14 protein-coding genes are annotated in these 15,561 nt (G+C 43.3%); 10 read left to right on the top strand and 4 right to left on the bottom strand.

The features are described from left to right. Positions 1-403: 403 nt before the first annotated feature. The 8 genes from J1C91_RS10770 (at position 404) to J1C91_RS10735 (ending at position 7,629) form a co-directional block, all read left to right on the top strand. Positions 404-847 carry a zinc-dependent MarR family transcriptional regulator gene (locus J1C91_RS10770; protein WP_002896843.1) on the top strand — a complete coding sequence of 148 codons (444 nt, stop codon included), beginning with the start codon at positions 404-406 and terminating at the stop codon, positions 845-847. Further along, positions 844-1,554: a metal ABC transporter ATP-binding protein gene (locus J1C91_RS10765; protein ID WP_002910880.1), complete on the top strand. Its 711-nt coding sequence runs from the start codon at positions 844-846 to the stop codon at positions 1,552-1,554. The genes J1C91_RS10770 and J1C91_RS10765 overlap by 4 nt, the downstream gene beginning before the upstream one ends. Further along, positions 1,547-2,353: a metal ABC transporter permease gene (locus J1C91_RS10760; protein ID WP_002910879.1), complete on the top strand. Its 807-nt coding sequence runs from the start codon at positions 1,547-1,549 to the stop codon at positions 2,351-2,353. The genes J1C91_RS10765 and J1C91_RS10760 overlap by 8 nt, the downstream gene beginning before the upstream one ends. Before the next feature lie 9 nt (positions 2,354-2,362). Further along, positions 2,363-3,865, top strand: a complete 1,503-nt coding sequence (locus J1C91_RS10755; RefSeq protein WP_048771908.1) for a zinc ABC transporter substrate-binding protein AdcA — start codon at positions 2,363-2,365, stop codon at positions 3,863-3,865. Positions 3,866-4,013: 148 nt separating this feature from the next. After that, a complete protein-coding gene (locus J1C91_RS10750) occupies positions 4,014-4,457 on the top strand; it encodes a CopY/TcrY family copper transport repressor (protein WP_002910877.1) in 444 nt (147 codons plus the stop codon). Next, entirely contained in the window at positions 4,457-6,718 is a 2,262-nt protein-coding gene (locus J1C91_RS10745; protein WP_125439446.1) for a heavy metal translocating P-type ATPase, read from the top strand. The genes J1C91_RS10750 and J1C91_RS10745 overlap by 1 nt, the downstream gene beginning before the upstream one ends. A gap of 4 nt (positions 6,719-6,722) precedes the next feature. Then, positions 6,723-6,941 carry a heavy-metal-associated domain-containing protein gene (locus J1C91_RS10740; protein ID WP_002910875.1) on the top strand — a complete coding sequence of 73 codons (219 nt, stop codon included), beginning with the start codon at positions 6,723-6,725 and terminating at the stop codon, positions 6,939-6,941. 85 nt (positions 6,942-7,026) lie between these two features. Next, a complete protein-coding gene (locus J1C91_RS10735) occupies positions 7,027-7,629 on the top strand; it encodes a DUF6287 domain-containing protein (RefSeq protein ID WP_002910874.1) in 603 nt (200 codons plus the stop codon). A gap of 141 nt (positions 7,630-7,770) precedes the next feature. Here the strand turns inward: J1C91_RS10735 and J1C91_RS10730 are convergent, their stop codons facing one another. Continuing rightward, entirely contained in the window at positions 7,771-8,343 is a 573-nt protein-coding gene (locus J1C91_RS10730) for a TetR/AcrR family transcriptional regulator (protein WP_002910872.1), read from the bottom strand. Positions 8,344-8,555: 212 nt separating this feature from the next. Further along, entirely contained in the window at positions 8,556-9,158 is a 603-nt protein-coding gene (locus tag J1C91_RS10725) for a TetR/AcrR family transcriptional regulator (RefSeq protein WP_002910871.1), read from the bottom strand. 356 nt (positions 9,159-9,514) lie between these two features. Between J1C91_RS10725 and J1C91_RS10720 the strand changes: the two genes are divergently transcribed. Next, positions 9,515-11,908 carry an SIALI-17 repeat-containing surface protein gene (locus J1C91_RS10720; RefSeq protein ID WP_002910870.1) on the top strand — a complete coding sequence of 798 codons (2,394 nt, stop codon included), beginning with the start codon at positions 9,515-9,517 and terminating at the stop codon, positions 11,906-11,908. A 178-nt stretch (positions 11,909-12,086) separates the two neighbouring features. Then, positions 12,087-13,217: an ABC transporter ATP-binding protein gene (locus J1C91_RS10715; protein WP_002910867.1), complete on the top strand. Its 1,131-nt coding sequence runs from the start codon at positions 12,087-12,089 to the stop codon at positions 13,215-13,217. An 83-nt stretch (positions 13,218-13,300) separates the two neighbouring features. Here J1C91_RS10715 and J1C91_RS10710 read toward each other — a convergent pair whose 3' ends face one another. Further along, positions 13,301-14,149, bottom strand: coding sequence for a putative RNA methyltransferase (locus J1C91_RS10710; protein ID WP_125438553.1), 849 nt, complete (start codon positions 14,147-14,149; stop codon positions 13,301-13,303). A gap of 71 nt (positions 14,150-14,220) precedes the next feature. Continuing rightward, positions 14,221-15,477 carry a tyrosine--tRNA ligase gene (tyrS, locus tag J1C91_RS10705; RefSeq protein WP_032913029.1) on the bottom strand — a complete coding sequence of 419 codons (1,257 nt, stop codon included), beginning with the start codon at positions 15,475-15,477 and terminating at the stop codon, positions 14,221-14,223. Positions 15,478-15,561: the final 84 nt, after the last annotated feature.

Genomic DNA, 15,561 nt, shown 5'->3' with positions numbered 1-15,561 from the left:
TTTATTTGCTTATTTACTTGATTCTCTCCATTTATTTACCGGCCGCCGGTATAGCTTAAGTTTAGCGGAGTATTTTTACTTCGTTTTTTTGTTTTCTCTTTAGTAATTATTTGCAAGCTAATGCGGAAGATTGACTCATGATTTTACTTGTAAATCCACACTCAACTAATGTAATGGACTCACCATCAAATTGTTTATAGAATCTAGAATGCTAATAAGAGGCAGCTTAGTTTGTTGCTTTTCATTCTATGATTGAGTTTTATTTAGGACTTAAGAATCTAATTGTATGATTAAATATTTTTTGTGAAAAGCATTTTACTTTTACTGAAAATTCTTGACTCTTTTCTTTTTTGTGGTATAATTAACCAGTAAAGCTTTAACTGGTTAAGAGAAGGAGGAGGAAATGACTCATTTAGCAGATAAGATCGATCAATTTTTAAATGAAGTTATTTTGAAGGCAGAAAATCAGCATGAGATTCTGATTGGTTCTTGCACGAGTGATGTGCCTTTAACTAATACGCAGGAGCATATTTTGATGCTTTTGTCTGAGGAATCCTTGACAAATTCTGATTTGGCAAAAAAACTGAATGTGAGTCAAGCTGCTGTGACCAAGGCTGTGAAATCCTTGGTTCGGCAAGAGATGCTGCAAGCCTTTAAAGATAAGAGAGATGCACGGGTTACCTTTTACCGTTTGACTGAGTTAGCTCAGCCGATTGCAAAGGAACATCAGCATCATCACGCACATACTTTGGAGACGTATCAAAAATTGGCTGAGCAGTTTTCTGCTAGTGAACAGGCGACAATTTCGAAGTTCTTGGAAGCCTTGGTGGGAGAGATTGGTAAATGAGATATATCACAGTCGATAATCTTTCCTTTTACTATGACAAGGAGCCTGTGCTGGAGCATATTCATTATTTTCTAGACAGTGGGGAGTTTGTAACTTTGACGGGGGAAAATGGAGCTGCTAAGACGACTCTTATAAAGGCTAGTTTGGGTATTTTGCAACCTAAGTATGGGGAAGTGAAGATTTCCAAGACTAATGTGCAAGGCAAGAAACTGCGGATTGCATATCTACCTCAGCAGATTGCTAGTTTTAATGCAGGTTTCCCTAGTACGGTATATGAGTTTGTCAAGTCGGGACGTTATCCGCGTAAGGGTTGGTTTCGTCGTTTGAATGAGCATGATGAAGAGCATATCAAGGCTAGTCTGGAGTCAGTTGGAATGTGGGAACATCGGGATAAGAGGATTGGTTCTCTCTCTGGCGGGCAAAAGCAGAGGGCTGTGATTGCTCGGATGTTTGCTTCGGATCCGAATATTTTTGTCCTTGATGAGCCGACAACAGGGATGGATGCAGGCAGCAAGGATGAATTTTACAAGCTCATGCACCATAGTGCTCATCAGCATGGGAAAGCTGTCTTGATGATTACACACGATCCGGAAGAAGTTCGTAAATATGCTGACCGCAATATTCATCTGGTCCGTAATCAGGACTCACCTTGGCGCTGTTTCAATGTGCATGAAAGCGACAATGGACAGGAGGTGAGCCATGCTTAATCTATTTTCCTATGATTTTATGCAACGAGCCTTCTTAGCAGTTATTGCCATGAGCCTCTTCTCACCGATTCTGGGGACTTTTCTGATTTTACGTCGGCAGAGCCTTATGAGTGATACGCTCAGTCACGTTTCGCTGGCAGGTGTAGCTTTTGGATTGGTTCTTGGACTATCGCCCACTCTCACAACGGTGCTTGTCGTCATTGTTGCAGCGGTCTTTTTGGAGTATCTGCGGACTATCTATAAGAATTTCATGGAAATCGGAACGGCCATTCTCATGTCAACTGGCTTAGCTATTTCCTTGATTGTTATGAGTAAAGGCAAGAGTTCTAGCTCGATGAGTCTGGACCAGTATCTATTTGGATCCATTGTGACTATCAGTAGGGAGCAGGTGATTTCTCTCTTTGTCATTGCTGCTGTGGTGCTTGTCTTGACCTTCCTCTTCATTCGCCCCATGTACATCTTGACCTTTGATGAGGATACGGCCTTTGTCGATGGGCTGCCTGTGCGGACCATGTCTATTCTCTTCAATATCGTGACGGGTGTTGCGATTGCCCTCATGATTCCGGCTGCGGGAGCCTTGCTGGTTTCGACCATTATGGTCTTGCCGGCCAGTATTGCCCTGCGGATTGGGAAAAATTTCAAGTCGGTCATTTTGCTGGCAAATGCCATTGGTTTCTTTGGTATGATTGCCGGACTTTATATTTCTTACTATGCAGAGACGCCAGCTAGCGCTAGCATTACGATTATCTTCGTCAGCTTGTTCTTGCTGGTCAATCTGGTCAAAAAATTTATGAAATAGGAGCAGAAAATGAAAAAAATTAGCTTACTATTAGCAGGTTTACTGAGTATTTTCTTAGTAGCTTGTTCCAATCAAAAAAATGCAGATGGCAAGCTCAATATTGTCACGACTTTTTATCCTGTTTATGAGTTTACCAAGCAGGTGGCTGGAGATGAGGCCAATGTTGAACTTCTAATCGGGGCAGGTACAGAGCCGCATGATTATGAGCCTTCAGCTAAGGCAGTTGCGACGATTCAGGATGCAGATGCCTTTGTCTATGAAAATGAAAACATGGAGACTTGGGTTCCAGATTTGCTAAAAAACTTGAAAAATAAGGAAGAAAAGGTTATCAAGGCGACTGGAAATATGCTCTTGCTGCCTGGTGGTGAAGAGGAAGAAGACCATGACCATGGTGAAGAGGGACATCATCATGCCTATGATCCCCATGTCTGGCTGTCACCGAAGCGAGCTATTAAAATGGTGGAGAACATCCGTGATAGCTTGAGCAAGTCTTATCCTGACAAGAAAGCGGCTTTTGAGAAAAATGCAGCGGCTTATATCAAGAAGCTGGAAGCCTTGGACAAGGAATATGAAGATGGTTTGGCCAATGCCAAGCAAAAGAGCTTTGTTACTCAGCACGCAGCCTTTAACTATCTGGCATTGGACTATGATTTGAAGCAGGTGCCAATTTCTGGCCTTTCACCAGACAGTGAGCCATCCGCTTCACGCTTGGCTGAATTGACCGAGTATATCAAGAAAAATAAAATCAAGTATATCTACTTTGAAGAGAATGCCTCTCAGGCTCTGGCTTCTACTCTGGCTAAGGAAACAGGGGTAGAACTTGATGTCCTGAATCCGCTGGAAAGCTTGACCGAGGAGCAGACCAAGGATGGGGCAGACTATGTTTCTATCATGCAGGCCAATCTAAAGGCTCTCAAGAAGACAACTGACCAAGAGGGAGCGGAGATTGCAGCCGAGAAAGAAGAAGACGATAAGACAGTGCAAAACGGCTACTTTGAAGACAGTGCCGTCAAGGATCGGACCTTGTCTGATTATGCTGGCGAGTGGCAGTCTGTTTACCCTTATCTGAAAGACGGGACCTTGGACCAAGTCTTTGACTACAAGGCTAAGCTGACTGGAAAAATGACAGCAGCTGAATACAAGGACTACTATGACAAAGGCTACAAGACAGATGTTTCCAATATCAATATCACAGACAAGACTATGGAATTTGTGGTAGATGGAAAATCCAAGAAATATACGTATAAATACGTTGGCAAGCACACTTTGACTTACTCTAAGGGAAATCGTGGAGTTCGCTTTATGTTTGAAGCGACAGACGCGGATGCTGGGGAGTACAAGTATGTTCAGTTTAGCGACCACAACATTGCACCGACCAAGGCGGCTCACTTCCATATCTTCTATGGTGGCGAAAGCCAGGAGGCACTCTTTGACGAGCTGGAAAACTGGCCAACCTACTATCCAAGTAAGTTGACTGGTCAAGAAATTGCTCAAGAGATGTTGGCGCATTAATATAAATAAAGTAAGAAGACGGGACTATCCCGCCTTCTTTTTTTGCATATCAGGAAATGACGATAAAAACACTTGACAAATCATGATTACAAATGTAAACTAATAAAGAGTTAGATTACAAATGTAAATGATAAGGGAGTGTTAAACAATGGAACAGCAAAATATTAGCCAAGCAGAATGGCAAGTGATGCGTGTGTTGTGGGCCTATCCACACAGTCGCAGTACAGAGATTATAGCTCGTTTGGAAGCCGATTTTTCCTGGAAACCGGCAACCATCAAGACTCTTTTGAATCGTCTGAAGACCAAAGAATTTATCGCTATGGAAAAGATCGAGGGTAAGTTTTACTATGATGCTCGGATTTTAGAAGCGGACCATCTGGAAAGTACTTGGCAGGCTCTTTTTGACAATATTTGTAACACTAAACATGGAGATCTTTTGATTTCGATGATTGAGAGAAGTCAGTTTAGTCAAGGAGACTTGGAGCGGCTCAGTCAGGTCATTGATAAGAAAAGAGCCTCGGCTCCTTTGGAAGTCAAATGCGACTGCTCTCAAGGCCAGTGTCGTTGCGGGCACGGAAGGGAGGCGCATTGATGAGCGAGAAGAAAGAATACAAGCTTTCAGGTATGACCTGCGCTGCCTGTGCTATGACGGTAGAGATGGCGGTCAAGGACTTGGAAACGGTCGAGGACGTCAGTGTCAATCTGGCGACAGAACGTCTCAGTTTGCTTCCTAAGGCGGGATTTGACAGCCAGCAAGTGCTGGATGCTGTAGCCGAGGCTGGTTATCAGGCTGAAGAAAAAGGAAAAAACAAGCCGTCTGACGTAAGCGAAGAAGCTGTGATTAAAGCTCAGAAATTGCAAAAAAAGAAACAAGAGTTACTGATTCTTTTGATTACGGCTCTGCCTTTGCTTTATATCTCTATGGGAAGTATGGTCGGTCTTCCTCTGCCTAGCTTCTTGGATCATATGACGCATCCCTTGGTCTTCGTTCTGTCACAACTACTTTTGACTCTGTCTGCTGTGTGGATTGGGCGTGGCTTCTATCAAAGAGGATTTCGCAATCTTATCAAGCAGCATCCCAATATGGATAGTTTGATTGCGGTGGGTACCAGCGCAGCATTTTTCTACAGTCTCTACTCGGTCAGTCAGGTTTTTCTAGGTCATCATGCCTTTGTTCATCAACTCTATTTTGAGTCGGTTGCAGTGATTATTGCCTTGGTTCTTCTTGGTAAATATCTGGAAAGTTTAGCCAAGGGAAGAACGTCTCAGGCGATTCAGTCTCTACTTGAGCTAGTACCTAGTCAGGCGACAGTGATCCGTTATGGAGAGGCTGTAACCATTGATACAGAGGACATCCGAGTTGGAGACATTATCCGTATCAAGCCAGGGGAGCGTATGCCGGTAGATGGCCTTGTGACGGAGGGCCAGACCTTTGTGGATGAATCCATGATGACTGGTGAAAGTGTTCCGATTGAAAAGAAGGTCGGCGACACCATTACCAGTGCAACAATCAATCAAAATGGTAGTATTGACTACCAAGCAACTAGGGTGGGTTCGGATACGACCTTAGCTCAGATTGTTAGATTGGTGGAGGAAGCGCAGGGTTCTAAGGCGCCGATAGCGGCTTTAGCAGATAAGATTTCGCTTTATTTTGTTCCAATCGTGCTGAGCTTAGCTACTTTGTCTGCGCTAGCTTGGTATGTTCTAGCTGGTGAGAGCCTTAGCTTTTCTCTGTCAATCTTTATCGCGGTTCTGGTCATTGCCTGCCCTTGTGCGCTGGGATTAGCCACTCCGACAGCCATCATGGTTGGGACCGGCAAAGGGGCTGAAAATGGAATTCTGATTAAGTCTGGTCAAGCTTTGGAGGCTGCTTATCAACTGGATACTATTGTTCTTGATAAGACGGGAACGATTACGGTTGGTAAGCCCAGTCTGACGGATTTGTTACCTTTAGGTGCTTTTAATCGCTCTGACTTGTTGCAGCTAATAGCCAGTGCTGAGCAGCATTCTGAGCATCCTTTGGCTCAGGCTATCTTAGAAGCTGCTGAAGAGGAGGGGCTTGACCTACTGCCTGTCAGTCATTTTGAGGCCATTGTTGGACGAGGCTTATCCGCTCAGGTTGAGGGCAGACAGCTTCTGGTGGGAAATGAGTCATTGATGAAAGAAAAGAACATTGACAGCAGTGCTTTTCAGGAACAGTTGTTAGAGCTTTCCCAAGAAGGGAAGACAGCCATGTTTGTCGCAGTAGATGGACAGCTGGCTGGTATTATAGCGGTAGCAGATGAGATGAAATCCAGCAGCCTGTCGGCGGTGCAGGAGCTCCAGTCTATGGGGCTAGAAGTCATCATGCTGACAGGAGATCGTGAAGAAACCGCGACAGCTATTGCCCAGAAAGCTGGAATCCCAAAAGTCATCGCAGGTGTATTGCCAGATGGGAAGGCCGCTGCTATCAAGGACTTACAGGAAGCTGGGAAAAAACTGGCTATGGTAGGAGACGGTATCAATGATGCGCCGGCTCTGGTCCAGGCAGATGTTGGAATTGCCATCGGCTCTGGCGCCGATGTGGCTATTGAGTCAGCAGATGTAGTGCTCATGCATAGTGATTTGCAGGATGTAGTCAAGGCTATCAAGCTCAGCCAAGCGACCATCCGCAACATCAAGGAAAATCTTTTCTGGGCCTTTGCCTACAATACACTAGGCATCCCGATTGCTATGGGGCTATTGCATCTTTTCGGCGGTCCCTTGCTCAATCCTATGCTGGCTGGTCTAGCCATGAGCTTGAGCTCAGTGTCGGTTGTCGTCAATGCTCTGCGTCTAGGACGCTTTAAAATGAAGAAATATACGGAGGAATGAATCTATGAAACAAACAGTTCAATTAGAAAACTTATCTTGTCAAAATTGTGTCAAACACGTCACCCAGCACTTCCTATCTATGGAGGGAGTGTCAGATGTGGTTGTGGACTTAGAAAAGCAGACAGCCCAAGTCACGACTGATAAGCCTTATGGTGCATCTGATTATGAAGCGGCTCTGGCAAAAACAATCTACAGGGTTCTGGATGTGGCAGAAGCTGAATGAATAAAGTCAGTAGCTTTGCGCCCGCCCAGCTGCTAGAATTCTTCTTGTAAAAAGCGATAAAATAATCTATAATGTTACTAATCACATGATTTATCTTACCGTGAGAAAGAGGAGAAAAATGAAGAAAAAAGCTTTACCTTTTTTACTAGCAGGAGCTGCTTTATTAGCTATGACAGCTTGCTCAAGGGGCAGTGCTACGAATCAATCAGAGACGCCTACTAGCAGTACGGGCTCGGTAACAAGTTCTGTGGAGCAGGCATCCAGTCAATCAACTGCAGCAGCATCTTCAGCGGCTAGCAACACTAGCTCAGAGAGTGCGAGCACAGAAAAAACCAAGGAAAAGAAGGAAGCGATGGACATTTCAGCACTTGCAAATGGTAATTATACCAGCGTTAAAGGAACCTGGCAGGATGCTTCTGGCAACCAGCTTGTTTTTGATGAAAAGGGCTTGGTTTCAAGTGGTTATGAATTGTATGGAGCTTCTCTGACAGACTATGGTACTGCTGCTGGCGGTGTCTACGGCGGAGAAAGCGGAGGTTTTCTGATTGAGTTTCTTCCCAAGGGAGTTAAGGTCGCAGACAAGGAAAACTTTACAGACAACTCCGATGCTGGCCAAGACAGAATCTGGACAGGTGTTGGCCTGAATAGCTTTGACGAGCAAGGCAGCTTCTATTATCGTGTAGATTAAACGAAGCTTGTCTTTTGATGTTAAAATCTATATAGTTGATGAGAGCAGAAAAACATCTGCTCTTTTTCTTTGGGAGAGTAAGAAATTTTGCCGACAAAAAAGCCTGCCTAAATTAGGCGGGCTTCATAATTTTGAGTTGAATTAGGATTCACTGTGAGGTGTTATAAACTGATCCATAGGGGTTGAAATCACATTCAGGAAGAGCTTGGCGAAATCCTCTGCAGGCATAGGTTCTTCTTTGATAATCCAAATTTCAATGAGGGAGTTAATCCATCTAACAACAATTTCCGTAGCCATTTCTTTTGGAATTTCCAATTTCTTAGAGTCAATTTCTAAATTTTGCACGACCCACTGAGTGAAGAAGGTAGATAGATAGTCACTCCAGAAAGGATCGATAGCTGTAGTGTAGAGCACCCTCATCCATTTCCTATGTTCATAAAGGGTAGGAATCATATGTTGGGCAAAGAAACAGAATGGATTTTCTCCATTTCCTTCTTCATAGCTTTCATACAGGGGCAAAAACGGAGTCATAATTGTCTGGCGGATGTATTGGATAATGTCTTCAACATTACTAAAATGCTTTTTATAGATGGCCTGGCGCGATAGACCGGCTTGTTTTGCAATCTCTGAAAAAGTAAAATAAGACTTTTCAGGATTTTGCTCTGCCAGCTCAATTAAGGCATTGACGACTTTGTCTCGAGTATCTTGGGGCATAAGTACCTTCCTTCTTTTTTATTAAGTTCTTGCTGGTTTGTCTAAAAATAGAGCAAATCCCAACAAAATAGTTTACCGCTTGTCAACTAAAATGATAACACTTTATAGAGGAAATGTCCAATTATTTTTAAAATTTAATATAAAAATATTAAAAAACCAGTCTTCCCTTACAAGGACCGGTTCTGTCATTTCTCTGTTTTTCTTCTAGTTGGTTATGCGATAACAATTTTGTTTGAAGGACCAGCTGGACTATCATAGGCAGCAAAGCTGGTTAGGGGTGAAGATACAAGGTTGAGAAATGTCTTAGAGAACTGCTTGCAAGGAACAGGGTCATCCTGAGTGATCCAATTCTCAATAAGAGAACTAATCCAGCCGGCCAGCAGTTGATTGGCCAGGTCTTCAGGAATACCTAATTTTTGGTGGTCAAGATTTAGATTCTGCTCGATCCAGTCCTTGTAACTGGCAGTAATAAAATCGCTCCACAGGGGATCGACAGAACTAGTATATAATATTTTAATGCGTTGGCGTTGCTCATAAATAGCGGGAAGAATCGTTTGAGCCAAAAAGGTGAAAGGATCTAAGCCCGCTTCAGCATTATTGCTATTCCAGTTAGGAGCAAAAGCTTGCTTCACCATATCTTGGCGAATGTATTCGATAATTTCAGTAGTGTTATTAAAGTGTCGTTTGTAAATAGCCTGTCTGGACAAGCCGGCTTCTTTAGCGATTTCTGTAAAGGTAAAACGCGGTCTATCTGGCTGTTTATCTGCTAATTCAAAAAATGCATCCAAAATCCTATCTCGTGTATTAAGAGCCATAATTTTATCCCTCCTATACCATTTTACTTTTTCTATCTTAAATAAGCTAGAAAATAGCCCAGAATTTTTACTAAAAAAGTTTACACATTGTTAAATGGAAAAAATTTTAGTTTAATTTTTGGACATCGTGTCTATTTAAAAACTGGACGATTTTACAATTAATGTACATAAATCAAGCCGATAATTGTTTTGTTTTAAAAGGTTAATATGATAAAATAATAAAAAATCTTATCAGAAGTCAAATAGAAAGTGTAGTTTAAAAATTACCAAATCTGAAAGATTTATGGGAGGTTTGACTGGACTTTTTATTAAGGGTTACTGATCAGGATAATAAAATATGTTCAGAGGAGAAAAAGATGAAAAGAACAGAAAAAGTTTTGCGATATTCTATTCGGAAGTCTGTTTTAGGTGTTGGGTCAGTCCTTATTTGTGCTCTGTTTTTGGGTCACAGTTTGGTGGCGGCGGATGAGGAACAGCCAGTGGCAAATGCAGTAGAGAACCCAGTTGCTGCATCGCCAGTAAATCAGGATTTGACAACGGTTAGGGAGGCTGCTAACAAGGAAGTAGGCACATTTCTGGCTGAGAAAGTGACAGATCTTGGGAATAATCCAAATTTGTCAGATGAGGAGCTTGCAGCAGCTAAGGACGAAGTCAATCAAACAGCTGCAAAGGCTCAGAATGAAATTGCCGCAGCTGAGGATAAAGAAAGGATTGATCAAGCTAAAGAAGATGGATTGGCAGACATCAACTCTATCAATCCAGTCGGCAAAGATTTACTTCTAGATGAAATCCAAAATGGGAAAGCAGAGTTTGACAAACTTGTAGATAGTAGCGATTTGCTGCCTGAGGAGCAAAAGAAAAGTTTCCAAGAGTCTGTAAGGAAGAAGGCTGCAGAAGCAGAGGATGCAATTCAGAAATTAGATGTTAATGCAGCAACAGCAGAGCAGGCGGAAGTGATTCAAGAGCAAGCAGTAACCGAGGAAGATAAGTTTTTCAAATTTATAGCAAGTTCAACCGTAGATTTCACTCTGGCTGCCAAGTTAGCTGACTTGGAAGCAAATCCTAATCTTTCAGAAGCAGAAAAGAAAGCAGTTAGAGGCGAGATAGAGCAGGTGGTGGAAGCAGCCAAGAAGGCTATTGAAGGAGCAGATTCTCAGGAAGTCTATGACCAGGAAAAAGAAACAGCTATAGCCCGCTTAGCCAAGATTCACCCTATTGGCAAAGAGCAGTTCTTAAAAGAAATTCAGGAAGAAAAAACAGCTACTATCGAGGCTGTTGAGAAGAGTCAAAGTCTTTCTGTTGAGGAAAAAACTGCAGCTAAAAAGAAAATTGAAGATGCAGCAGCCATAGCTCAAAAAGCAATTGCAGCTTATAATGCTTGGGTTGAAAGTCCTGATGATGCCGAAAAAATTCAAGAACAGGTAGCGGCAGAGAAGCAAGGTTTGCTGAAAGCTACGACTGGACTGAAACTAGATCTTGCTCTGTCTGATAAGCTAGCAGACTTACGGAGCAACCCGAATCTGTCAGATGCAGAACGGGCTACGGCTAAAGCTGAAGCGGAAGCAACTCTAGCAGATACGAAAACAGCGCTTGAAAAGGCTGATACCGAAGAAGAACTGGAGAGAATTGAGGAAGCTGGAATTGCTAGCTTGGACACGATTCATCCAGTTGGCAAAGATTTGGTTTTAGATGAGCTTGAAGAAGAAGTCGACAAACAGATTGAAGCAATTGAACATCATCAAACACTTTCAGAACTCGATAAAAAGCAAGCTAAAGAAAAGATTCTAGCAGTATTAAAGACGGTGACAGATGCGATTGCGCAGCTAGATGATAGTGTAGACAGTGCTGAAAAAGCAGAGAAGCTGCAGGAACAGATTGCTGCTGAGCAGACAAAAGCTCTTGAAAATCTAGAAGCGATTGTCAAGAATGCTGCTAAAGCTAAGACAGCTTCTTCTATTCCAAGTGATTCACCACAGGAAGATAGGCAAGAATTTAGTGGAGGCGTCAGCGACTCTGAGCCAGCAACAGCAACGGCGTCGAAATATGATTTGTCTAGCCATGAAGTTGGAACTCATCCCGATACAGCTCCACAGTCTTCAGTACAACCAGAATTCAGTGGCAATGTAAATGATTCAGAAGCACCAACAGCAACACGGCCTGAATTTAGTGGAGGCGTCAGCGACTCTGAGCCAGCAACGGCAACGGCGTCGGAATATGATTTGTCCAGCCATGAAGTTGGAACTCATCCCGATACAGCTCCGCAGTCTTCAGTACAACCAGAATTTAGTGGAAATGTAAATGATTCAGAAGGAGCAACAGTAACACGGCCTGAATTTACAGGAGGCGTCAATGATTCTGAGCCAACCATGGCAGAAAATAACGCCTATGATGCTGGCGTTCAGCCATCAGTCAGGAGTGCACATCCAGACAGCGCTCCTCAAATGGCGGCTCTTCCGGAATTTACCGGCGGTGTCAATGCTGCTGACGCGGCAGTAGCTGATGCTTTACCTGCTTACCAAGTAACTAGCGGTATTTTGCCAGCAGTTGATGGGACCAAATCAGTACAAGAGCAGTCTTCATCAGCTAAGGTCACCCAGCTAGCTCAGCTTAAAAACAAGGAAAGTAAGAGTGGTGCGTCAGTCTTGCCGCATACGGGTCAAGCTTCTAATGCTCTTTTCACAGTTGCAGGACTTATCAGCGCTTTAGGCGCAGCTGGATTGTCATTCCGTAGTAGAAAAAAAGAAGAATAAGTTTTAAAGAGGCCCAGTGGTCTCTTTTTTTGATGGAGAAAATTTTCAAAAATTATGCAAACGTTTTACTAAAAGTGCTTGAAAAAGTCAAAAAAAAACGATATAATGGACAATGTGAAAGCGCTTTGCAAACGAGAGCTTAAAATAAAATATTTTTATTCAAAAGAAGGGGCTTATTATGGTCGAATTAAATCTAAAAAATATCTATAAAAAATATCCCAACAGCGACCACTACTCAGTGGAAGACTTCAATTTAGATATCAAGGACAAGGAATTTATCGTCTTTGTTGGTCCGTCCGGTTGCGGAAAATCAACTACTCTGCGTATGATTGCGGGTCTTGAAGACATCACTGAAGGAACTGCTTCTATTGACGGTACAGTGGTCAATGATGTGGCGCCAAAAGATCGTGATATCGCTATGGTCTTCCAGAACTATGCCCTTTATCCGCATATGACTGTCTACGACAACATGGCTTTTGGTCTCAAGCTGCGCAAGTACAGCAAGGAAGATATTGAAAAACGGGTCAATGAAGCAGCAGAAATCTTGGGCTTGAAGGAATTCTTGCAGCGTAAGCCAGCTGATTTATCTGGTGGTCAGCGTCAGCGGGTAGCAATGGGACGCGCTATTGTTCGGGATGCAAAGGTTTTCCTTATGGATGAGCCTTTGTCTAACTTGGATGCTAAGCTACGTGTTTCTATGCGGGCAGAGATTGCCAAGATTCACCGTCGTATCGGGGCAACAACTATTTATGTTACCCACGACCAGACTGAAGCTATGACTCTGGCTGACCGGATTGTTATCATGTCAGCGACCAAGAATCCTGCTGGAACTGGAACGATTGGACGAGTGGAGCAGATTGGTACACCTCAAGAAGTCTATAACAACCCAGTTAATAAGTTCGTTGCCGGTTTCATCGGCAGCCCAGCTATGAACTTTATCCCAGTTAAGCTTGAAGGGAATGAGATTGTAGCAGAAGGTCTGCGCTTGACTGTGCCAGAAGGAGCTCTCAAGGTTCTGCGGGAGAAAAATTACGAGGGCAAGGAGCTGATCTTCGGTATTCGTCCGGAAGATATCAATGCGGAAGCTGCTTTCTTGGAAACTTTCCCGAATTCAGTTGTCCATGCTAAGATTTCTGTTTCAGAATTGCTGGGAGCAGAGTCTCACCTCTACTGCCAAGTGGGTTCTAGTGAGTTTGTAGCGCGTGTGGATTCACGGGATTACCTAGAAACTGGTGCAGGTATTGACCTAGGCTTTGACCTCAATAAAGCGCACTTCTTTGATCCAGAGACAGAGAAGACAGTCTATTAATCAGTTGATAAACAAATAACGCAGACAGGCTTGTCTGCGTTTTTAAAATGGCTGTTATAACAGCGTTTTTTACTGAAAGGAGCTTAGATTTTTTCTTGTTTTAGTTTTCCGATAAGAATCTCAGCTGAAATGGTGGCATGTGTAAGCTGCTCCCAATTGATTAGATTTTTTTCAACATGAAAGAGTAAAGGAGTCATCTGCAGTAGGGCAGTTTTCTCCTTAGAATGCAGGGCATGTGTGGATTCTACGGTTTTTCTGGATAGAATCGTAAAGTGCTTCTGGAAGTGCTGGATGATATCTTGATTAGAATAATCTTTCTTGTCCAGATATTGAGTAGCTTTTTGACGAATTTCTTTCAGATGACTTTCTGTCGGGATGACTTTAATGATAAGCCCCTCTTTTTTCAATACTCGTTGAAATTCATGATAGTTAGCTGGTGAGAAGATGTCCAGTAAGACATCCATGCTTTGATCCTGAACGGGTAAGTGTGCCAAATCCCCGACGAACCATTTTACAGCAAGGCTCTGATCACTTTTGGCAGCTAGTTGAATAGAATCTTTGGATAGATCAAAAGCGTAAATTTCTTTGTTGGGGAATTTTTCCTGAATTTTTCGAGCATAGTAGCCCTCTCCGCAAGCGACGTCTAGAATGGTCTGTTCTTCAGGCAGGGCCTGCAGCAGATCCTGCAACTCGTCTAGGATATGCTGATAAAAGCCGGCTTCCAAGATGGCTTGCCTATTTTGAAAGCTTGTTTTGTCATAGTCTTTAGCTTGTTTAGCCTGGGGAGCTAGATTGACATAACCGAATTTGGCGATGTCGTAGGAATGGCGATTAGGACACTTGAGGCTGTTTTCTTCCATAGCCAAGCTTTGCTGGCAGAGTGGACAGGCCAGAGCTGGAGCTTGGGCAAAACGGGCAAGTTTTGGTTTCATAGGCGTTCTCTTTCTATTGTTTTTATAGTAAGGTATAGAAAAATCCGATTATTTGAATCGGATTTTTATCTTTAGTAGGTCAGGACAAAGTATTTCTTTTTACCGCGGCGGATAACTGTTAGCTCGTCTTCCAGTTTATCTGAGGCGCTGAGGACATAGTCTAAATCTTGAATGCGCTCACCATTGAGATAGATAGCGCCGTTTTGGACGTCCTCGCGAGCTTGACGTTTTGAGTTTACCACGCCAGCTGTCACAAGCAGTTCTACAATATTGAGGTTGTCTTCTGCTTGGACCTGATAGTTAGGCACACCGCGCAGGCCTTGTTTGAGTTCCTTGACGGACAAATTCTTGATATTTCCGGCAAAGAGCTGCTCAGTGATGTTGAGAGCTTCTTGATATGCTTCTTGACCGTGAACCAGACTGACCACTTCGCGAGCCAGAACTTTCTGCGCCAAGCGTTCGTGTGGTGCTGCTTCAAACTGTTGGCGAATCTCTTCGATTTCATCCAAGGACAGGAAGGTGAAGATTTTCAGGAAGCGGATAGCGTCTGCGTCCATGACATTCATCCAGAATTGATACATTTCGTAAGGAGAAGTCTTGTCAGGATTGAGCCAGACAGCATTACCTTCTGACTTACCAAATTTTTTGCCAGTAGCATCGGTAATGAGCGGAACGGTTATCACATGGCCAGTCTTGTCAGCCTTGCGGCGCAGGAGTTCTGTACCTGCTGTCATGTTGCCCCACTGGTCAGAACCACCGATTTGCAGGGTTACACCGTGATTTTGATTGAGGACATAGAAGTCATATCCTTGCATGATCTGGTAGGCGAATTCTGTATAGGAAATCCCTGTCTCAATCCGGCTCTTGACGGAATCTTTACTCATCATGTAGTTGACAGTAAAGTATTTGCCGACATCACGCAGGAAGTCGATAAAGCTGATGCTGCTGAACCAGTCATAATTGTTGACCATTTCGGCCTTATTATCGCCCTTTTCAAAGTCCAGAAAACGAGAAAGCTGATCTTGGATAGATTTCACCCAGCCTTCCACGGTTTCCTTGGTTTGGAGACTGCGCTCTGCATCCTTAAAGGATGGATCGCCAATCAATCCAGTTGCTCCTCCGACCAGAGCGTAGGGTTTGTGTCCGGCTAGTTGCAAGCGACGGCTGGTCAGAATGGCTACCAAGTGGCCAAGGTGCAGGCTGTCAGCGGTCGGATCGTATCCACTATAATAAGAGACTTGTCCTTCTTCTAAGGCCTTGCGTAAAGCTGCTTCATCAGTGGTTTGGAATACCAAGCCACGTTCTTTTAGCTCATCAAAAATGTGCATCATGTCTCTCCTATTCTAAAAGCCAATAAATTGGCTTATCTATATTTTAAATTTATGTTACTCTATTGTATCATAAAGCTTTTA

The sequence above is a fragment of the Streptococcus sanguinis genome, assembly GCF_050222175.1.
In the GTDB taxonomy this organism is placed as follows: domain Bacteria; phylum Bacillota; class Bacilli; order Lactobacillales; family Streptococcaceae; genus Streptococcus; species Streptococcus sanguinis_M.
Note: the sequence above shows the minus strand (reverse complement) of the source record. Positions and strands in the feature narration are given on the sequence as shown.